20 protein-coding genes are annotated in these 20,220 nt (G+C 38.1%); 3 read left to right on the top strand and 17 right to left on the bottom strand.

The genetic code is table 11. The features are described from left to right. Positions 1–20: 20 nt before the first annotated feature. From NW213_RS16175 to NW213_RS16165, 3 genes are all read right to left on the bottom strand, one after another. Positions 21–662 carry a DedA family protein gene (locus NW213_RS16175; RefSeq protein WP_258323405.1) on the bottom strand — a complete coding sequence of 214 codons (642 nt, stop codon included), beginning with the start codon at positions 660–662 and terminating at the stop codon, positions 21–23. 136 nt (positions 663–798) lie between these two features. Continuing rightward, positions 799–1,242: a hypothetical protein gene (locus tag NW213_RS16170; protein ID WP_204404446.1), complete on the bottom strand. Its 444-nt coding sequence runs from the start codon at positions 1,240–1,242 to the stop codon at positions 799–801. A 228-nt stretch (positions 1,243–1,470) separates the two neighbouring features. Further along, positions 1,471–1,593, bottom strand: coding sequence for a hypothetical protein (locus tag NW213_RS16165; protein WP_258323404.1), 123 nt, complete (start codon positions 1,591–1,593; stop codon positions 1,471–1,473). Between the two features lie 36 nt (positions 1,594–1,629). Here NW213_RS16165 and NW213_RS16160 point away from each other — a divergent pair, with 36 nt between their 5' ends. Both NW213_RS16160 and NW213_RS16155 read left to right on the top strand, forming a co-directional pair. Then, positions 1,630–2,478 carry a transposase gene (locus NW213_RS16160; protein WP_258323403.1) on the top strand — a complete coding sequence of 283 codons (849 nt, stop codon included), beginning with the start codon at positions 1,630–1,632 and terminating at the stop codon, positions 2,476–2,478. A 177-nt stretch (positions 2,479–2,655) separates the two neighbouring features. Next, positions 2,656–3,099: a hypothetical protein gene (locus NW213_RS16155; RefSeq protein WP_258323402.1), complete on the top strand. Its 444-nt coding sequence runs from the start codon at positions 2,656–2,658 to the stop codon at positions 3,097–3,099. Positions 3,100–3,203: 104 nt separating this feature from the next. On the opposite strand, the gene NW213_RS16150 is transcribed toward NW213_RS16155, so the two are convergent. The 5 genes from NW213_RS16150 to NW213_RS16130 all read right to left on the bottom strand — a co-directional run bounded on the left by NW213_RS16150 (position 3,204) and on the right by NW213_RS16130 (position 10,009). Continuing rightward, positions 3,204–3,539, bottom strand: a complete 336-nt coding sequence (locus NW213_RS16150; protein ID WP_154045101.1) for a hypothetical protein — start codon at positions 3,537–3,539, stop codon at positions 3,204–3,206. A gap of 39 nt (positions 3,540–3,578) precedes the next feature. Then, positions 3,579–3,893, bottom strand: coding sequence for a thioredoxin (trxA, locus tag NW213_RS16145; RefSeq protein WP_154045100.1), 315 nt, complete (start codon positions 3,891–3,893; stop codon positions 3,579–3,581). A gap of 61 nt (positions 3,894–3,954) precedes the next feature. Next, a complete protein-coding gene (gene dnaE / locus NW213_RS16140; RefSeq protein ID WP_258323401.1) occupies positions 3,955–7,752 on the bottom strand; it encodes a DNA polymerase III subunit alpha in 3,798 nt (1,265 codons plus the stop codon). 19 nt (positions 7,753–7,771) lie between these two features. Next, on the bottom strand, positions 7,772–8,875 hold the full coding sequence (meaB, locus tag NW213_RS16135) for a methylmalonyl Co-A mutase-associated GTPase MeaB (protein ID WP_154045098.1): 1,104 nt from the start codon (positions 8,873–8,875) through the stop codon (positions 7,772–7,774). A 57-nt stretch (positions 8,876–8,932) separates the two neighbouring features. Beyond that, a complete protein-coding gene (locus NW213_RS16130; RefSeq protein WP_258323400.1) occupies positions 8,933–10,009 on the bottom strand; it encodes a DUF1573 domain-containing protein in 1,077 nt (358 codons plus the stop codon). 275 nt (positions 10,010–10,284) lie between these two features. Here NW213_RS16130 and NW213_RS16125 point away from each other — a divergent pair, with 275 nt between their 5' ends. Next, the gene (locus NW213_RS16125) at positions 10,285–11,652 is read left to right on the top strand and encodes a sigma-54 dependent transcriptional regulator (protein WP_258323399.1); all 1,368 of its coding nucleotides are present in this window, start codon (positions 10,285–10,287) and stop codon (positions 11,650–11,652) included. 309 nt (positions 11,653–11,961) lie between these two features. Here the strand turns inward: NW213_RS16125 and NW213_RS16120 are convergent, their stop codons facing one another. The 9 genes from NW213_RS16120 to NW213_RS16080 all read right to left on the bottom strand — a co-directional run. Further along, positions 11,962–12,630 (bottom strand): RluA family pseudouridine synthase, encoded by a 669-nt coding sequence (locus NW213_RS16120; protein WP_154045095.1) that lies wholly within the window; start codon positions 12,628–12,630, stop codon positions 11,962–11,964. Between the two features lie 81 nt (positions 12,631–12,711). Next, the gene (gene fabG / locus NW213_RS16115) at positions 12,712–13,458 is read right to left on the bottom strand and encodes a 3-oxoacyl-[acyl-carrier-protein] reductase (RefSeq protein ID WP_154045094.1); all 747 of its coding nucleotides are present in this window, start codon (positions 13,456–13,458) and stop codon (positions 12,712–12,714) included. Positions 13,459–13,491: 33 nt separating this feature from the next. After that, positions 13,492–14,085, bottom strand: coding sequence for a TetR/AcrR family transcriptional regulator (locus NW213_RS16110; RefSeq protein WP_204394160.1), 594 nt, complete (start codon positions 14,083–14,085; stop codon positions 13,492–13,494). A gap of 473 nt (positions 14,086–14,558) precedes the next feature. Next, positions 14,559–16,280 carry an IdeS/Mac family cysteine endopeptidase gene (locus NW213_RS16105; protein WP_258323398.1) on the bottom strand — a complete coding sequence of 574 codons (1,722 nt, stop codon included), beginning with the start codon at positions 16,278–16,280 and terminating at the stop codon, positions 14,559–14,561. A 698-nt stretch (positions 16,281–16,978) separates the two neighbouring features. Beyond that, a complete protein-coding gene (locus NW213_RS16100; protein WP_002558131.1) occupies positions 16,979–17,200 on the bottom strand; it encodes a DUF2795 domain-containing protein in 222 nt (73 codons plus the stop codon). Between the two features lie 63 nt (positions 17,201–17,263). Beyond that, positions 17,264–17,833, bottom strand: coding sequence for a cob(I)yrinic acid a,c-diamide adenosyltransferase (locus NW213_RS16095; protein ID WP_258323397.1), 570 nt, complete (start codon positions 17,831–17,833; stop codon positions 17,264–17,266). A 55-nt stretch (positions 17,834–17,888) separates the two neighbouring features. After that, the gene (locus NW213_RS16090; RefSeq protein WP_235340464.1) at positions 17,889–18,572 is read right to left on the bottom strand and encodes a class I SAM-dependent methyltransferase; all 684 of its coding nucleotides are present in this window, start codon (positions 18,570–18,572) and stop codon (positions 17,889–17,891) included. Positions 18,573–18,690: 118 nt separating this feature from the next. Next, positions 18,691–19,638 carry an acyltransferase gene (locus NW213_RS16085; RefSeq protein ID WP_258323396.1) on the bottom strand — a complete coding sequence of 316 codons (948 nt, stop codon included), beginning with the start codon at positions 19,636–19,638 and terminating at the stop codon, positions 18,691–18,693. Positions 19,639–19,656: 18 nt separating this feature from the next. Further along, the coding region (locus NW213_RS16080; protein ID WP_258323395.1) for a GNAT family N-acetyltransferase at positions 19,657–20,220 on the bottom strand (564 nt) is incomplete at its 5' end.

Genomic DNA, 20,220 nt, shown 5'->3' with positions numbered 1-20,220 from the left:
GATTAATTAGTTTTTATAATTTATCTCTTTAATTTCAATTTGGTTCTTACTACTTCCACTATGGCAGGCAATATGGAAATAACAATGATTGCCACTATAAGAAGTTTCAAATTATTTTGTACAAAAGGCAGGTCTCCGAAAAAATATCCGGCATAGCAGAATAACGCAATCCATAAAGCACCACCTGCCACATTATATATCATGAAAAAATAATAATGCATTTTCCCCATTCCTGCCACAAACGGAGCAAAAGTACGAACGATTGGCACAAAACGTGCTATGATGATTGTCTTACCTCCATATTTTTTATAAAACTCGTGAGTCTTATCCAAATGTTCTTGTTTGAATATGCCAGAATTTTTCCTGCCAAACAACTTTTTTCCAAAAAAATGGCCTATAATATAATTGCAAGAATCACCAGAAATGGCAGCGACAAAAAGTACCAAAACCAAGATATTGATTTCAATCGGCACACCGGGAAGAGCGGCTATAGCACCTGAAACAAACAGTAATGAATCGCCGGGAAGGAATGGCGTAACGACCAAACCTGTTTCACAGAAAATAATTAAAAATAATATAATATACGTCCATGCATGGTATGTTTGGACTATTTCAATCAAATGTCGATCTATATTAAAGATAAAATCCAGTAAAAAATCCATGTAAATAAATTGATATTAGCATATAAAAAAGAATTTAATTTTCATATTGCGGCAGGCAGGAACAATAATCCCGTATCAATAATCTTCAGGAAACATATATGAATAAAAAAACGGCCCACCAACCTTATAATTTATGCTAAATCAAAATACGTTTGATTTGATAAATATAATAATTGTCCGAGTAACGAGTGAAGAGTAAAAAAGAGAAATAAGATGTCACCTTTTCTTCCGGCAAGAATATTTTCCGTAAATGGGTTATGCCTAAAGCATTAGAATAAGTCTTTAACAACTTATAAGACAAAGTGAAACGTCCGCTATTATAAACATTGTTATTTGCGATACAAAATTGAAACAATAAATTTACTCTTTCGTTATCAATCTCCTTTTTTTCGGACAAACCTCTGAATATATGATTGATTATCACCGTATCATTTTGCCATTCAGCCACACAAGTATTTTCATACTCCTGACTGTCATATACGGTGGAATAGTCACCCGAAATCAGGTATATCCCCAATGCGATGTATAAAAGAAACAGATACTTCACCATAGCGGGTGCAAATATACGAAGTTTTTTCATGGCGACGAAATTGTTTTTTATTTTTATTTCAGAAGAACAACTTCACATACATAAAGTAGCATGGCATTCCTCATCTGCTTTTTTTACCTCGCATAAAATCATACCTGTATATAAAATGGGCCATTATATAACTGTCCACACCGTTATATTCGGTTATGGAACGCACATTGGATTTCAAACTTCTTGATATATTGCTTTTACGGGCAAGCATATCATACGCCTCTATACTTAAAATCGCCCTACCATTATATTTTCTCTCATATACATCAGAAGTGTATTCTCGGGTATAAGGCCCTCATGCTGTGCTGGAGCGATGGTCGCACCCAGTTCATGCTCGACGTTTCCCTTCATGGCGAGAAGGGTAAAGTGGAAGGCAAGGAACAGGGGATGACGGCCGAACAACGCAAAAGGCGCTATGAGCGTAAACGCGATGCAGGCTCCCACGCAGCCGGACGTAAAGAAGAATACTTCATGGGTAAGGGCAAGAAGCTGATAGAGATGGTCAAGGCCGCTATCCGCTACAGGATTCCTTTTGATTATCTGCTGGTGGACAGCTGGTTTACAAATACCGGGCTTGTGGATTTTGTATGCAGCTGCCATAAGAAGTTTCATCTGCTTGGCATGGCGAAAATGGGTAATACAAAGTATTCCACCTCATGGGGAGACCTTTCAGCCAGATCCATTCTCAGCAGGCTTTCATCCTCAAGACAGATAAGGTACAGCAGACGTTACCATATTCACTATGCCATGACCGATGTGAAACTGGGCACACGGCAGGTCCGTCTGTTCTTCTGCCGGCGCGGCAAAGCTGAGGGATGGAGAATGCTGCTCACTACCGATACATCGGTTGATTTCATGCGCGCATACGAAATCTACGCCATGCGTTGGGCCATTGAAGTCTTCTTTGCCGATAGCAAACGACTGCTTGGGCTGGCCGATTGCTCCGCACGGGACTTCACTGCCCAACTGGCACATGTTTCGCTGGTCATGATACGGTATAACTTATTGGCCTTACTGAAAAGAAGTCTGGATTACGAAACCATAGGAGGACTTTTCAAGGATGTGTATACAGGAGCCTACGAACTGACTGTTGTAGAGAAAATATGGCTAATAATTGTTGAAGTGGTGGGCATAGTTGCAGAACTCACTGGAGCAGATGAGGACACGCTGATGCGTCAGCTTATCGAAAACAACAAGAGGCTGGAAGCACTACAGGCATATGCACAAACTGCCTAAAATCTAAATCAGAAACTTGAGTAAAGAAACAATTTATAAACGTAAATGCTGCATTTTTAATGCTAAAAGATGTATAAATCATGTTTTTTCCATATATTTGTAAGACTTAGAAGATGTTTAAACACCATTTAAATAGCGTTTAAACACCATTTAAAAACAATTAAAACAGCAGGCGATATGAAAACTTTCAGTTCACAAATGTCGGAAAAGGCAAAGGGTTGTGTATGGATGTCCATGATGTATTCTGTCACTGCGATAGTATTATGTATTGTTCTGGTACTATTGTCAGAAAGAAACGTTGACAATCTTATTCCATTCATATCATGTTTCATATTCATGGCCCTGTCGTCATGCATTCGAATATATCACATAGAATATAGCATATCCGATGAATACCTAAGCATTAGAGATTTCAAATACAGATCCATCAATATATTTGATATAAAGGAAATAATAGCTCTGAAAGAGAAGAAAAGATTCACTCTGAATATTCCGTATGATACAGTTATTATTGAGAAGAACGGAAAGAAAACATATCTGGCTCCGGAAAACAGAGATATGATGCTAGAAACAATAAAGGGCATTAATCCGGAAATCACTTTTTCTTCTTCACCACAATGAAGATACTGAAATCTACAGATATATGGGCATAAGTCTATTATACAAAAAAAAATGCTTCAAAGTATATGAAAATACCTTGAAGCATTTTTTATATGAAGAGTTTTTTATTCTACACCACCCAATTGGTTTCCGTATTCCATTTCGCCTTGAACAACAAAGAATACATCGTCCGGTTCATAAGGTCCCATACCGTCTTCTGCAGATTCCTTAATTATATAATTAACGATCTCATCCTGGTCGATATTAATATATCCTTCTTCATCCGGCTGAGCGTCAAGACATCCGCTGTTTGTATAATACTCTACTATAAGGTCGAATATATAATACAAATCATCGTCTGTGAACTTTTCTTTCAAGTCCTGAGGCAAATAGTTCTTGATAAACTCAATCGTCTTTTCATCATCCTCGTCTTCCAACAAGAATTCGTTGTCTGTTGCCATAGTTGTCAGTATTTAATGATTAATAAAAGTCCGTTACTATCAGAGGATAGCTTTCAGTTTTTCAGCCAAAGCCTGCTTGGTAGTTGCACCAACCTGTTTTTCAACCACTTCGCCGTTCTTGATGAAAAGTACTGTAGGGATGTTACGTACTCCAAACTGCGCAGGAAGATCCGAGTTTTCGTCAACATCGCATTTACCGATGTTTACAGTATCCTTATATTCGTCAGCAAGTTCTTCTATATATGGAGCAATCTGCTTGCATGGACCACACCATGTTGCCCAAAAGTCCAATACTACAGGTTTACCCTCTGCCATTATCTCTTCAAAATTCTGATCTGTAATGTTAAGTGCCATGTTATTTAATTTTTTAAGTTTATATATTCTTTAGTTTGTCGTTATTCGCAACAAATATAGATTAATTTATTTTATAGTCCAACTGTGATTGCGATTTTAAATAATTAATCAAATCTTTTTGTACGGAAACCTTGATAGAACGTGAAGAAAGATTCACATACATCTGCCCGTCATCGTCCATAATGTAGAACAACAGTTCCGCATTTCCAGGATTCTGTTTCACTATGGAACCGAACTCCGTGATAAATTCATCGTCTATAGATGAAAGCGGAGCCTTGACGGTTATTCTCTCAATTACTTTCTCCTTGACATCAGGCAAAAGCTCTATCGTATTGATTTTAACTTCCCACTCGTCCTGTTTCCATTGTTTTGGCTGACATTTGCCATGCATATATAAAAACATTCCTTCGCTGAAAAAGTTCTTCTTTTCTACCCATTCATTGCCAAAAAATGCAAATTCTGCTACTCCGGAATAGTCTTCGACCTTTGCAATACCGTATGGCTTTCCGTTTTTGGTATATCCCTCGCGCACTCCGGTAACTATTCCACCGAGTATGAGGTCTCTGTTCTGCAGAGGTACCAAATCCGCCAGTTCGTCCATATGTACATTACAAACATTCTCCAGTACTACTGCATATTCATCCAACGGATGGGCAGAAAGATATATTCCCACAAGTTCGCGCTCGCGGTTAAGTCGTTCCAAGTCGCTCCATGCAGGTGCAGGAATAATTTCAGGTGTAGCAATCTCTACAGCCATTTCACCTCCGAACAAAGAGTTTGTGGCAGCAGCCTTGTCAACCTGATATTTGTTTCCATATCTTACAAGAACTTCCACGAAGGTTTCTTCTTTTGCATTCTTTACGAAGAAGTCTTCACGCTTTATTCCATGGAAACTGTCAAAACCACCTGCCAAAGCAAGGTTTTCTATGTTCTTTCTGTTGCATGAAGAAAGATTCACTCGCTGAACAAAATCAAATATATTCTTGTATTCGCCATTTTTTCTACGTTCTTCCAGAATACACTGTACTGCAGATTCTCCTACTCCTTTAACTGCCCCCATACCGAAACGTATGTCACCGCGACTGTTTACAGAGAATTTCAGCTCACTTTCATTCACGTCTGGGCCTAAGACCTTAATACCTGTAGCCTTACATTCGTCCATCAGTTTTGTAATTTCAGTGATGTTGGCAATATTTCGGCTCATTGTGGCAGCCATGTATTCCGAAGGATAGTTAGCCTTCAGGTATGCGGTCTGATAAGCAACCCACGAATAACATGTGGCATGAGACTTATTGAAGGCGTAAGAAGCAAACTTTTCCCAGTCGGCCCAAATTTTTTCAAGTACTTGAGGGTCATGACCGTTTTTCTTTCCACCTTCGATAAACTTAGGTTTCATGTGATCCAGCTTGTCACGGAGCTTCTTACCCATCGCCTTACGGAGGGCATCAGACTCACCACGGGTAAAGTCGGCAAGCAGACGCGACAAAAGCATGACCTGCTCCTGATATACCGTAATACCGTAAGTATCCTTAAGGTATTTCTCCATGATTGGTATATCATACTCAATAGGCTTACGTCCATGCTTACGGTCGATAAAGTCAGGGATGTAATCCATAGGTCCCGGACGGTATAGCGCATTCATGGCAATAAGGTCCTCGAATGTTGACGGTTCAAGTTCGCGCAGATACTTCTGCATTCCGGCAGATTCGAACTGGAATGTTCCGATTGTACGTCCGTCACCATACAGCTTATATGTGGCAGGGTCGTCTATCGGTATTTCGTCAATATTCAATATTATACCCTTGCTATGCTTTATATTTTCCAATGCTTCCTTTATGATGGACAGTGTCTTCAGTCCAAGGAAGTCCATCTTGATAAGACCGGTATCCTCGATTACAGAACCTTCATACTGGGTGACAAGCATCTTCTCGCCTGTTTCCTTATCATCGGCCGTACTTACAGGAACCCAATCAGTGATATCGTCACGGCAAATGATAGTACCGCAGGCATGCACACCGGTATTTCGTACGTTACCTTCAAGCATCTTCGCATACTTGATGGTATCTCTCAATACAGGGTCTGTAGACACCTCCGCAGCCTGAAGTTCAGGTACGTATGCTATAGCATTAGGAAGATTCAGTTTCTTGTCAGGAATCTTGTCAGGAACCAGCTTACACAGTCTGTCCGATTCCGATAACGGAAGTTTCTGCACACGTGCCACATCCTTGATAGCCAATTTAGTGGCCATTGTACCGTATGTGATGATATGTGCAACCTTTTCCTGTCCGTATTTTTCTGTTACCCAGTTCAGGACACGTCCACGTCCGTCATCATCGAAGTCAACATCGATATCAGGAAGAGAGATACGGTCCGGATTAAGGAAACGCTCAAACAGAAGGTCGTACTTGATAGGGTCAATCTGTGTAATACCAAGACAGTATGCCACAGCCGATCCTGCTGCAGATCCACGTCCCGGACCTACAGACACATCAAGCTTGTTTCTTGCGGCAGAGATAAAGTCCTGCACAATAAGGAAGTAACCAGGGAAACCCATGGTCTTCATAATATGCAACTCAAACTTTATTCGCTCGCTTACTTCTTCATTGAGAACCTCACCATAACGACGTTTCGCTCCGTCGTATGCCAGTTTTGCCAGATAATCGGCTTCAAGCTTGATACGGTATAATTTCTCATAACCGCCAAGCCTCTTGATTTTGGCATTGGCCGAAGCCTCATCCATTACAACATTACCGTTCTCATCCTGAGTAAACTCATCAAACAAGTCTTTTTCAGTAAATTTCTTACGGTATTCCTCCTCTGTTCCGAATTCTTCCGGAATAGCAAAGGTAGGCATAATAGGCGGATTGTCAATAGAATAGAATTCTACGCTATTGCATATATCAACAGTATTTGAAAGTGCTTCAGGTACGTCGGCAAAGATTTCGTTCATCTCTTCACGAGTCTTCATCCATTCCTGCTTGGTATATAGCATACGGTTAGGGTCGTCAAGATCCTTTCCTGTACTAAGACAGATAAGACGGTCGTGAGCTTCGGCATTCTCTTCATCGACGAAGTGCACGTCGTTTGTACAGACAAGCTTTATATTATATTTCTTGGAATATTCCAGCAGTTTCGCATTTACAGTCTGCTGCAACGGATAAGCTTCATGGTTTGCCCTTTGCACAGTAGCTTTATGGCGCTGAAGCTCAAGATAATAGTCATCACCGAAAAGGTTCTTATACCAGCGTATAGCCTCTTCAGCTTCTTCAAGCTGTCCTGCCGTTATTTTTTTAGGAACTTCACCTCCAAGACAAGCAGAACAAACGATAAGCCCCTCGTGATACTTCTCCAGTTCTGCACGGTCTGTACGCGGACGCATATAAAACCCTTCTGTCCATGCCTTAGAAACGAGCTTGATAAGATTATGATACCCTTTCAGGTTCTTAGCCAATACTACAAGGTGGTAACCGCTCTGGTCTTGCTTACCATCCTTGTCTTTAAGTCCGCGACGTGCCACATACATCTCACATCCAATAATCGGCTTGAACAGTCTGTCCTGTGCCGCCTGCAACAGTTTTCTGCATTCAGCCAGTTCCTCTTCAGGATTTTCAGATTCGGTTTCTCCTTTTTCCAGAGCAGCTATTTTCTTCTTCAAATCCTTGATTTCGCCATTTGTTCCTCCGTTTTTCTTGTTTACATAATTGAAAAACTCCTTGATACCGAACATGGCACCATGGTCAGTTACAGCAATACCCTTCATTCCATTGGCTATAGCCTTATCTACCAGCTTTGGTATAGAGGCTTGTCCGTCAAGGATTGAATATTGGGTGTGAACATGTAAATGAACAAAATCCTGCATATCTTATATAAAAATCTTTTTACTTCTTTAATTGGTTAAAATAAACATCAAGCAACTTCTTGGCTGCCGTGAACGATGTAGCCTGTCCGTTAAGGACTTCCTTTTCCTTTATTTCGAGCATATCTGCTATCAACGGATCCTGATAGAAACTGTCGCGAAGATGCTCGTTTATGGTTTCATACATCCAATACTTTGCCTGTTCGTTTCTCCTGTAATCAAAATATCCGTTCTTCTTGACAAAGTCGATATATCCATACACCATATCCCATATTTCCTTTACTCCTATATTGTAGAATCCGGAATATGTCAGAACCTGAGGTGTCCATCCTGATTCAGGAGCAGGGAAAAGATGAAGTGCGTTACGGAAATGTGCAGCTGCAAGCTTGGCCTTTTCTATATTATTTCCGTCGGCCTTGTTTATTACTATTCCGTCGGCCATTTCCATTATACCTCGCTTTATTCCCTGAAGTTCGTCACCGGTACCGGCAAGCTGTATCAACAGGAAGAAATCTACCATAGAGTGAACCGCTGTCTCACTCTGACCTACACCTACCGTTTCAACAAAAATCTTATCAAATCCGGCAGCTTCGCACAGAATTATCGTTTCGCGTGTCTTACGCGCCACTCCTCCCAACGATCCTGCTGACGGACTAGGGCGAATAAATGATTTAGGATGAACGGACAGTTTCTCCATTCTGGTCTTGTCACCCAAAATACTACCTTTGGAACGCTCACTGCTAGGGTCTATTGCCAATACAGCCAGCTTACCGCCTTTTTCTTCAAGTACATGAAGCCCGAATACATCTATCGAAGTACTCTTACCGGCTCCAGGAACACCACTGATTCCGACTCTTATCGAATTGCCGGAATAAGGCAGACACTTCTCTATTACTTCCTGGGCTATAGCCTGGTGTTCAGGTCTGACACTTTCCACCAAAGTAACAGCACGGCTAAGCATGGTTATATCACCCTTTACTATACCTTCCACATATTCATCTACAGAGAACTGACGTCTTTTAGGCCTGTTTCTGAGGTTTATATAAGGATTTACAATCGAAGGCTGTTCAACTCCCTGATTGACGGTCAATCCCTTATATTCTTCGTTGTTTTCCGGATGTTCCATAATGGTAATATTTTTAAAGGTTAAAATCTCAATATCGGACAATATCCGATATATCTATTATTTCACTACTTGTGCATTTACATTAATGGTTATCTTAGGGTTCTTCGGATCATTTGTAATCATAAGTACCCTAGGTTTACCTTTTGAGCGTGACAGATTACTTGCCAGGACTGTTACCTTCATCTTTGCAGATTCACCCGGCTTGATAATATGTTTATTCAGCTTGACATTCAGGGCCATAGTAAATACCTGCAAGTCCAATATCTCCAGATTAGAGTTTCCTTTATTGGTAATAATTACAGTTTGCGATTTCTTCTGTCTGGATTTCAAGCCCGGGAATTCCAAAACCTTAGAGCTTATTTCGGCTACAGGAGGATTGTTTTTCTGGAATTCAGTCTGAACAGAAAAATCAGGCAACAGGACTACAGAAACAGGTATTTCATTCTCACTGCTAACTTTATCGCCCATAAATCTGGACAAGAACACTGTGGTACGTGTAATTCCAAGTTTTGGAAGTTTTTCAGTGTTAAGTGTAACCGTTATCTTTCCATTCTTTTGCGAGCCCAAAACTTCAGGCTCTGCCTTAGCCGACAAATATGGAGGCAAATGCATTAATACAGGACTATATGCCTTATTCGAGGTATTTGCCACAAGGATTTCAAACTGAGGTTTATCTCCCTTATTGACATCGTCGAACACGATTTCGTCTTCATTTGTTCTTACGGCACCGTAACTGTATTTATGTGTAAAAGCATAATCCTTTGAGTCGGCAGTAACCTCACCGGTAAAATCAAGATAAAGAGGAATGTTTGAAGCATTGCAATAGACACCTACCTCCTTATAGAATTTTCCTATAGCCTCGGCATCGAATACGGCAGTTATCTCACCTTTTGCACCAACAGCAACAGGTTCTTTGGTCCAATCAGCCTGCATGCATCCGCATGATACTGTAACGTTTGATATAACAAGAGGCTTGTCGCCGGTATTGGTAAAAGAGTATTTAACAGTCACAGGATTACGCCACAAAATATATCCTATATCCTTGGATTTACTGTCGAATGATATTTGCGGTTGAGCATTGACACACATTGCTACAGCAAACAATACACATAAAAGCGAATAGATTCTTTTCATTTTTCAAATATCTATTTTTGGAGTATAATCATACAAATACGGAAACAAAGATAGACAGAATTTTAATTCTTAACAAAAGTAGTATTGGAATAAATCATAAGAAAAAGAAAAAGTAACAAATGCCTGAACATACTATAACAGCAAACATATAACAAAAACAAAAAAAGGTATTTATGCATATATCATTAGATAATATTTATAAAAATAAGAATAGCAAAGCCAATTAGATGGAATATAAAGATTAACTTTGTAAAATAAAAAAACATCTATAATATATGATTCCGTCAATTTTAATTGTTGAAGACGACCTCACATTCTCCACAATGCTCAAGACTTGGTTGGGTAAAAAGGGCTTTGACGTAGAAACTGCAGGCGCATGCGCCAAAGCACGAAAACTAATAACATCAAGAGATTTCAGTTTGATTCTCTCTGACTTAAGACTTCCCGATCAGGACGGAATGCAACTCCTTACATGGATGAGGGAGCTAGAAATCAATACACCATTCATCATGATGACAAGCTATGGAGAAATCCAGAATGCAGTTACAGCCATGAAGCTTGGTGCAACTGACTACATAAAAAAACCTATCCAACCAGACGAACTGCTGAACAAAATAAACGAAGCACTTGGAGCTTCGACAAACAAAAAAGCAGCAGACAACAAACAGGAAAACAAGAAAACGTCAAATACAGAAGAAAAGAACAGCAACTTCCTTGAAGGAGAGAGCGAAGCGGCACGTAAACTTTTCAGTTATGTCCGATTAGTGGCTCCTACGCAGATGTCTGTATTGATAAACGGTGCCAGTGGAACTGGTAAAGAATACGTGGCACACCGCATTCACCAACTCAGCAAAAGAAATGAAAAACCTTTTATAGCAATCGACTGCGGTTCCATACCCAAAGACTTGGCTGCATCCGAATTCTTCGGACATGTGAAAGGCTCATTTACCGGTGCGCTATCAGACAAGGTGGGAGCTTTTGAAGAAGCAAATGGAGGAACACTGTTCCTTGATGAAATTGGAAATCTTAGCTATGAAGTCCAAGTACAATTGCTGCGAGCTCTGCAGGAAAGAAGAATACGAAGAATCGGATCAACAAAAGAAATAGAAGTTGATGTAAGATTGGTCTGCGCGACAAATGAAAATCTGAAAGAGGCCATTGCCAAAGGTAATTTCAGGGAAGACCTGTATCATCGTATAAATGAATTTACATTACGAATGCCATCCTTGAAAGAGCGACAAGAAGATATACTGCTGTTCGCAAATTTCTTTCTTGATCAGGCAAACAAGGAACTTGACAAAGACCTTATAGGTTTCGATTCGCAGGCAAGCTCTATTTTGCAGAATTACTCATGGCCAGGAAACCTGAGACAACTAAAAAACATCGTCAAAAGAGCTACCCTATTGGCCAGTGGTGATTTCATTACACCTGTAGAATTGGGAGAAGAACTGACAGAACATCATTCTGATGAAATTGAAAGCGGTAAGATATTATCTACATTAAATAAGGAAGAAGCCGAGAAGCAACTGATAATTAATGCACTTAAACAAACAGGCAACAACAAATCGAAAGCTGCCGCTATACTGGGTATAGACAGAAAAACGCTATACAATAAGCTCAAACACTATAATATTCCACAATAAAGTGTAGAAAAAATACACACTTTCCACAATATATTCCACATTTGTATTCACACGGATGTGGAATATATTTTTTATAAACACCTGTTATACACAGATTTAAATATTTATTCGGTATTTATGGCATAACATTTGCGAATATATCAGTGAATGAATAAGATTAGACTAAGCTAAACACACAAAACCCAACCCCATAGAATTGAATTTCTGAGATTGTGTATCAATATATACAAAACTACAATCTTATGATAATGAAGATGCCTATGTGTTAAAAACGGAAAAGAGCACGCTGTGAAGCATGCTCTTTTATTTTTATATACCAAAACCATTCCATAAATTTCCGGAAGGCAAGTCAGCTGTTACATCTATAATTTCTTTTGACACCGGATGTACAAATTTTACTCTACGCGAATGTAGGCAAATACTTCCATCGGGATTAGAGCGTGGAAATCCGTATTTCAAATCCCCCTTAATAGGACATCCCATCTTTGCTAACTGGCAACGTATCTGATGATGTCGTCCGGTATGCAGATTTACTTCAAGCAGAAAATAATTTTGCGAATGACCGATAAGCCTGTAATCCAAAATAGCTTTTTTGGATCCTTTCACTTCCTTATCATATGCATAGGACTTATTCTGCTTTTCATTTTTAATCATATAATGTACCAAAGTACCTTCTTCCGCAGCCGGCGCGTTCTTTACTATAGCCCAATAAGTTTTCTCCACTTCGCCCTGTCTGAACATATCATTCAGGCGGCTCAGTGCCTTACTCGTTTTGGCAAAGACCACAAGACCACTTACAGGTCTGTCCAACCTGTGAGTAACCCCGATAAACACATTGCCAGGCTTATTATATTTCTCTTTCAAATACTGTTTTACGGTCTCGGAAAGAGGAGTATCTCCGGTTTTATCACCCTGGACAATTTCAGAGGCAGTTTTATTTACTATTATTATATGATTGTCTTCGTAAACTACAGTCATAGGAATATATTTATAAAAAAAACAGGCACAGATTTCATTATACCAACGAAGCCTGTGCCCAAACTATATCGTATATGAAAATTACATATTCATACCACCGTCAACCTGAATAACCTGACCTGAAACATATGCAGACAAGTCAGAAGCAAGATACAATGCAGTATTTGCAACATCTTCAGGAGTACCGCCACGACGCAAAGGAATACGTTTGTTCCATTCAGCCTTAACTTCATCAGAAAGCTGTGCTGTCATTTCTGTGATAATAAATCCAGGAGCGATAGCATTTGCACGGATACCACGAGAACCAAGTTCCTGAGCAATAGATTTAGCCAAACCAATCATACCTGCCTTAGATGCAGAATAGTTACACTGACCTGCATTTCCGTGTACACCTACTACAGATGCCATATTGATGATGTTACCACTCTTCTGGCGCATCATGATTGGAGTACAAGCATGAATGAAGTTGAATGCAGATTTCAAGTTTACAGCAATGACAGCATCCCATTGAGCTTCGCTCATACGCATCATCAATCCGTCTTTTGTAATACCTGCATTGTTTACAAGGATATCAATTGAACCGAATTCTTCTTTGATCTGTTCAACTACCTTTGCAGTATCTTCAAAATTTGCAGCATTCGAAGCATAGCCTTTAACCTTAACACCAAAAGCTGCGATTTCTTTTTCTGTGTTCAATCCGTTTTCATCGATTACCAAATCAGTAAACGCAATGTTTGCTCCTTCTGCAGCAAACTTCAATGCTATAGCTTTACCGATACCACGAGCAGCACCAGTTACGATAGCAGTTTTTCCAGTTAATAATCCCATAATTATTTCGTTTTAAATATTACTGTCATTTTTTTAATCGTCTGCCTTACAACCTAAGGCACCGTAAACTATTTTCTTGACATATCTCCATGATGTTTCGTCATCAAGTTCTTCGGCTATCTGCCCCCTGATAAAAGGAACTTCTATACCCTTGATACAAAAATGAAGGATAGAAGCTGTAATCTCTACATCGTCAATATCAAAGATACCGGAATCTTTTCCTTCCTGAAGAATCTTCCTGAATAGAGCAACTTCCTTTATGTCAAAATCCTTTCTTTCTGCCTCTACCTTCCATATGTCACGAAAGAAATCAGCCCTTAGAGTACCATTTCTATAAACGATAGTCTTAGTCGTTTCCAGATGTGTAAATATCAGTTCCAGAATTTTCTTCTCAGGCGAAATATCTTTTTGTGCTACTTTCCTCAATGTTTCATACAGCATTTCTATTTCCGCCTCAACCACAGCCATGTATATCTCTTCCTTACTCTTGAAATAAGTATAAAGAGTTCTACGCCCTTTCTTGGAAGCAATAGCAATATCATTCATAGTAGTATCCTCAACTCCTTTTTTTGCAAAAAGTTGCCTGGCTACATCCACTAGTTTGGCTCTGGTCTTTAATACTGTCATACTGTTCTATCTATTGCACACCATCTGTATCTGTGTGCAAAAATACATCTTTATATCATATTATACAAATATACAGTAAATTTTGTAGTTTTTCTATAATCTGCTTTATATGACGAGCCTCTCGAAAGTTAAGGATTAGTAGTAATACGAAACAGCGCGACAAATAAATTCCCATTGTTTGTCGCGCTGAAAATAAAGTATTTAACCAATCTGTAGGCTATTAATATTCTTCCTCGTTGAATAAATTTATACTTATTGATTATCAATACATTATATTATCATCAATGAAATAACAACACCATCTGAGGCAATTGTGGTGAGATAAACAGGCAAATATTGATCGCTATATTTAATCATAAAATCTGCAAGTTTATTAACCTAAAGATAAGAAACTTGCAGATTTATCAAAGACTTTTATAGATTAAATTGTTGAATACCAGTAGATGAAGACATTCTTAAGGGGAGATTATGTATTATTTTTCTACAACCACATTAGGATATTTCTTTTTCCATATATCTCTTCCCAGATCAGCAGAAAATACAGAGGTAATCAGGAATTTCCCCACTCTAGTATCCGGATCCTCCGGTTTCAACTGCTGTAAATAAGTACATTCTTTACCGTAACTATCGACAGCATATACTATCTGCTGTCTGATAATCACCGCACCATTAGGATCCTGTTCCGCAAAGTTGTTGTCGCAATAGTATATATAGGCAATATCTCCTGCTTCATCATATTCGACTCCCCAAGCTGTCATAGCATGATTCCCTGTTTTGGGACCGGCAACATCAAACACATTTAGACCGATAGCCCTTTTGTTGAGGAGGGCATCTGTAACAAATGTATTGAACTGTTCTCTATCTGGGTTGTGCGGGGACCTTGCCGTCAAGGCATTATTTCTCGTGAATACTTCAGGAAGGAATCCTTTAAACCCATTGATATCGCCCCCAAGATAAGCCCCGGTAAAAAACCATTCAACTCCTTTAGGATCGTCGTTACCAAAATTCGGGAAATGATCTTTGAAGAACTGGAAAACCTCCGACCTGTTGACTGTGACATAATCTGGTTCCGGAAGAGAACCGTCCCAACTGCCAACTCCGTTAGGGTAAAGCGGTTTGAAATCATAGGACGGACGTTTGAAAGTACCTGAACCGGTCGTCACTGAAGAACCATAATCTTCATCGTATGCCGCAAGGTATTCTTTATTCAAGCACATCCACCACGACACAACATTTGATGCAGATGCCGCCCAGCACATTTGGGAATCGTCTTCATAGTTTTCATATGACTTGTTGCAGTCATACCAGCCACATCCTTCAGCCCACGTGAGATATTGCTCCTCATAGTTGCGATTGTCATATCTGATCCACTGGCCTTGAGGCAAACCATATTTCTCACCGAGCTTATATGTAATAAGATTCTCCTTCCCCGGAAAATCAGGCACATTCAATCCATATACCCACAATGTCTTTCCAGCAAGTTCAGAATTGCCTGGTCTCAGAGTAAGGTTTATCGAGATCTGCTTTCTAGGTTCGAAAAATGTAAGCTCATTATTCTCTTCTATCTTTTCAGGAGCATTGAAATACGCTGTCTTACCCTCTGCAACAATCTGCAGAAGTCCGTCATCACCCCTGTAAGGGATCGCACTTTGAGGAATAATCACAGCGGAAAAATTTCCTTCTTCATCCTTGAATGGGGTAATCCATTTGAAATCGGTTCCACTCACTTTGACTTCACCAGTAAGCAGATTGAAATTACCCTGTGTCAGACTCCTGACTTTAACCTCTGACGAAGTCATACTGCCAGAGATAGAGACCCTGATTCTGTGAAGAGCATGCCCGAAATTCATTTCAGCTTCGTATACTCCTGATTTGACGACTGTTTTTGAAAACAGCAAATCTGAATTATAAAAACCGTCTCCAGTCTGATCTAATGCCATATCCAGCTGATAAGTCTCTGGATTCTGTTGTTCTCCGGTTGCCGGATAATGAGCAGACAAAGATATTGGTCCTTCACCAAAATCATTACGCTTCAGACGTGGCATCCACTGTCCTCCCGAATATGTAAGTTCACGATAAGAAAGACCTTTATCGCATTGAATGTAAAGCCCAACTTTATCGCCCTCTGTAAAACTTCCGGAACCATCATTTGCAAGATCAGCCCTTGTCCCCTCTTTTGAAAAAAATATATCCAAATATCCGTCATCCCTGTCCTGGTAATTATCCTGAAATTCGGAAGAACAAGAAAAGAAAGATAAAGACAAAATGCTGATAAAGATACCAATGCATATATCTTTAAATATAGAAAAACATTTAACCATAAAAAAATAATATAAATGCAATATATGTAAGGTTTCATTTAGTAGGTCAGGAGTGAGTCTTCAGACCTATTAATCTTGTGAAGATATCAATTTATATCGTAATTTATCGGCAGGCTAGCATGCCGATGAGAGTTTTTATTCGTCTGGGACAGATTACTGTCAGGATCGATCGTTTTCGGAGACCTGAAACAGGCAAGATTCTCACCCATTGCTGTCTTTCTCATAAACAGGATGACTGATTCATCGTTGGGCATAGCCGGTATGTGAAGATGGAAGTTACCGTATTTGTCAAATAAGGTATCCTAAATTAAATGGCCCCTCCCTCAATTCCACACAAACAAGTGATGCAAGTTCTATATTGAAAAATTTTAATAGTGAGGACAGAAACATAAAAATTGCAATCTTTGCCACTGCTAAATCATACAATAGGCAGGTCTCAATGAAAAAGCCTGTTTTATCAAAACAAGCCACGCCATTTGAGGCGGTTAAGCGATGTTGTCAAAACAAATTAAATCCCCGCAAATCTTACTGATTTACAGGGGTTTAATAGTATCTTTGTGCTTACAATCACACTAATATTCTTCCTCGTTGAAGAAGAAATCTTCCTTACTTGGATAATCAGGCCAAATATCTTCAATACTTTCATATATTTCACCTTCATCCTCCATTTCCTGAAGATTTTCTATTACTTCAAGTGGAGCTCCTGAACGCATAGCATAATCAATCAATTCGTCTTTTGTTGCTGGCCAAGGAGCATCCTCCAATTTTGAGGCCAATTCTAATGTCCAATACATAGCATATATATTTTTAAAAGTTTTACTTTCATTATTTGAGCCACAAATGTATAACAAAAAAATTCATTTACAAGTCTTATCCCAATAAATTTCACTTACAGATGCTAAATGATTTAATTTTCTTGACAAAACAAATAAATAATCGGACAATCTGTTTACAAAGCGTTTGCAATTAATATCAATTTCCTGAATACTATTTTCCTCAATATCCAGAATTCTTCTTTCAGCCCTTCTGCAAATAGTTCTGCACAAGTGGCAAACTGATGACTGATATGCTCCTCCGGGAAGAATAAAACCTTTTAACGCCGGAAGAGAATTATCAATTAAATCTATTGCTTTTTCTAATTTTTCTATATCAGCATCAGATATATAAGAATCTGTTTTAAATTCTGTTTTTACCTGTTCAGTAGCCAAATATGCCCCCAAAGAGAATAATTTATGCTGAATGAATTGTAAATTGCTCTTTTCTTCAGTATCATTTATTATAGATATAAGCATACCTAAAGTTGCATTGAGTTCATCAACAGTTCCATATGCCTCTATCCGAAGATGGGTTTTCTTTACACGTGTTCCTCCTACAAGAGAAGTTGTTCCGCTATCACCAGTTTTTGTATAAATCAGACTCTTTTTCATGGTATATATATATTTAAATAATGGGAATGAGTGTATTCCGACTGAAAACATTACATCATAGGAAATTAACTATTCGATTTTCCTTTACCCGTTTTTTATCGAAAAAAACAATTCCTATATCATATAAATCAAATGTAACGCCGGTTCTATCGTCTTTTACTACTGTTTGCCACCATAATTTCTTATTTTTATCTTTATAAGGATAAGAAATAACCAAACAATCTCCATCAGACACATTTGATATTATTTTCTCATACACCTCTTTATAATCAGATGTATGAGCTATATGATACAAAACAGGAGTTTCATGGGATTGCAATATAAGATCAATTTTGTTTTTTTCCGAACTGCCTAAATAATAAATATTTTTTTTTGTGGTCAATAAACGTTCTACTTGCGTTTCCAACTCTCCGTCAGAATATGTATAAATACACATTTCATTATTAGCCTCAGACATGTATCTGGTTGACATTCCGGAACCAGTACCAAACTCTATTATTGTTTTGGGGCGTAAAAAATTTACTAAACGAAAAAACAATTTATCAACCTTTTCTCTATGCCCTGACAAATGCGCAACTAATCGACGAAGGTGGTGTAACTGAGAATAAGCGTAAAATGGCAATTTCTCATATATTACAAATGTTATAAAGAAAAAGTCAGATGGAGAATGCACACCGTATCCACATCGCTTACGGAATCTCTTACACCAAATCCAACCTCTTAAAACTGTCTTATTCATTAGGCTATATAATGTTATTAAATTTTATTACGCTTGAAATATCATCTATTATATAACACAAAAATAGTAATACACATCAAGAATAACAAACAAAAGATTAGCTAAATATAAATCTGTACTACCTAAAGGATTCTACTATTCTGCTTTTACCAAAAATAAAAGGTGTAATACCCAAGTAATCTATTACCATTCCTACTGAAAAACATCCACCTATGTTAATAATAAGAGATACTATCAGAAAAATCAATCCACTTGAATCAAATGATAATATGCCGACCAATGGCTTGACCAATATAGTAAACAATGGGGAAAACAAGAATAATAATAGACTATGATTCCCAATATAATTCAAGAAGGATGATATAAAACGTGGCAATACTTTATAAATAGCTAAAAGGGCAGATATAGCCAGATAAGTTATCAATATTCCTCCTATTGTAAACCTATCCAGATTACCGGGATCTATAATCAAGACCAAGAAACCTACTATAGACATCCATGAAGATTTAAAGAAAGATAAAAAATCAACAGAAGACTGTCTTATTATAAATCCTAGAAGAAAATAAAACACACTTGACAAAGAAATAATCCCCAAATATACAGATAATCCACATAAAACAAGCGAAGAAACTATTATTCGAGACAATAAAAAACGGTGTGACTTAAATCCTATAAAAAACAGATAACTTACAATATAACATATTATCATCGTATGTAAATACCAATATGGCCCAATAGGCTTTAAAAACAGCTTGTTAATAAATACATCCAGTGTCAAGTTATTTATATGCTCTCTGATAGGCAAAAAAGATGCAGAAACGATATAACCGCTTTCCATTATCAGATATGGTACAGTCAACCAGAAAATTGTTTTTAAAAACCCGAGTAATGGCTTTTCTATGTTCATTAAATATCCGGAAATTATAAGAAAGGCCGGTATATGAAACGTATAAACGATATTCTTAATATATGGATAACTATCTCCAATATATACAAGATGAAATGCAATCATTAACAATATGAAAATACATTTCAAAAAATCCAGTTCAGAGATTCTCTTAATCATATTGTAAAACAAGCATTCTTATTTATCGAAATCCATTTTATAAACATTAGTTTCCTTTTTCTGAAAGCCAACAGATTGATAAAGTTTGTTTGCCACAATCCTGGATGGTTTTGAAGTCAGCATCAACTTTGATTTTCCGTCTTTGGAAACTATTCTGATGGCTTCCTCAACCATCCTTTTTCCCAATGATTGTCCTCTCATATCCTCAGATACTACAACATCTTCAAGCCAATATTTCTTCCCTGTAGGAGTTATATAATGCGCCAATGTAAACATACCTACAATAATATCATCATTATAAAGAAGATAAAGATTGCTGCACTCAGAAGATATAATATTATCAATATCTGATTTTGTAAAATACACATCTCCGGATGTTAGTTGGGAAATAAGTTTGGAAACGGATTCCAATATAAATTCCGATGATTTTTCTACCTTTTCTATATGTAACATAATTATAAGTATTTGTTTTGATAAATATACATCATATTCACCGAAAACAATGAAAAAACAAATGAATAATTCATTAAAATAAGCCGTATAAACGCAAAAAATCCCCGAAGTATCTCTACCTCGGGGATC

The organism is Bacteroides sp. ET336 (assembly GCF_024733815.1).
In the GTDB taxonomy this organism is placed as follows: Bacteria; Bacteroidota; Bacteroidia; order Bacteroidales; family Bacteroidaceae; genus Phocaeicola; species Phocaeicola cellulolyticus.
This window is presented reverse-complemented; position numbering and strand designations above follow the sequence as displayed.

Excerpts from the sequence above, each read along its gene's own strand:
- NW213_RS16095 (WP_258323397.1), bottom strand. The coding sequence starts at position 17,833 with ATGAAAAAGAGTCTGATTTATACAAAAACTGGTGATAGCGGAACAACT.
- NW213_RS16110 (WP_204394160.1), bottom strand. The coding sequence starts at position 14,085 with ATGACAGTATTAAAGACCAGAGCCAAACTAGTGGATGTAGCCAGGCAA.
- NW213_RS16085 (WP_258323396.1), bottom strand. The coding sequence starts at position 19,638 with ATGATTAAGAGAATCTCTGAACTGGATTTTTTGAAATGTATTTTCATA.
- NW213_RS16175 (WP_258323405.1), bottom strand. The coding sequence starts at position 662 with ATGGATTTTTTACTGGATTTTATCTTTAATATAGATCGACATTTGATT.
- NW213_RS16130 (WP_258323400.1), bottom strand. The coding sequence starts at position 10,009 with ATGAAAAGAATCTATTCGCTTTTATGTGTATTGTTTGCTGTAGCAATG.
- NW213_RS16150 (WP_154045101.1), bottom strand. The coding sequence starts at position 3,539 with ATGGCAACAGACAACGAATTCTTGTTGGAAGACGAGGATGATGAAAAG.
- NW213_RS16100 (WP_002558131.1), bottom strand. The coding sequence starts at position 17,200 with ATGTATTGGACATTAGAATTGGCCTCAAAATTGGAGGATGCTCCTTGG.
- meaB (WP_154045098.1), bottom strand. The coding sequence starts at position 8,875 with ATGGAACATCCGGAAAACAACGAAGAATATAAGGGATTGACCGTCAAT.
- NW213_RS16090 (WP_235340464.1), bottom strand. The coding sequence starts at position 18,572 with ATGAATAAGACAGTTTTAAGAGGTTGGATTTGGTGTAAGAGATTCCGT.
- NW213_RS16155 (WP_258323402.1), top strand. The coding sequence starts at position 2,656 with ATGAAAACTTTCAGTTCACAAATGTCGGAAAAGGCAAAGGGTTGTGTA.
- dnaE (WP_258323401.1), bottom strand. The coding sequence starts at position 7,752 with ATGCAGGATTTTGTTCATTTACATGTTCACACCCAATATTCAATCCTT.
- NW213_RS16165 (WP_258323404.1), bottom strand. The coding sequence starts at position 1,593 with ATGAAGGGAAACGTCGAGCATGAACTGGGTGCGACCATCGCTCCAGCA.
- trxA (WP_154045100.1), bottom strand. The coding sequence starts at position 3,893 with ATGGCACTTAACATTACAGATCAGAATTTTGAAGAGATAATGGCAGAG.
- NW213_RS16120 (WP_154045095.1), bottom strand. The coding sequence starts at position 12,630 with ATGACTGTAGTTTACGAAGACAATCATATAATAATAGTAAATAAAACT.
- NW213_RS16160 (WP_258323403.1), top strand. The coding sequence starts at position 1,630 with ATGACGGCCGAACAACGCAAAAGGCGCTATGAGCGTAAACGCGATGCA.
- NW213_RS16170 (WP_204404446.1), bottom strand. The coding sequence starts at position 1,242 with ATGAAAAAACTTCGTATATTTGCACCCGCTATGGTGAAGTATCTGTTT.
- fabG (WP_154045094.1), bottom strand. The coding sequence starts at position 13,458 with ATGGGATTATTAACTGGAAAAACTGCTATCGTAACTGGTGCTGCTCGT.
- NW213_RS16125 (WP_258323399.1), top strand. The coding sequence starts at position 10,285 with ATGATTCCGTCAATTTTAATTGTTGAAGACGACCTCACATTCTCCACA.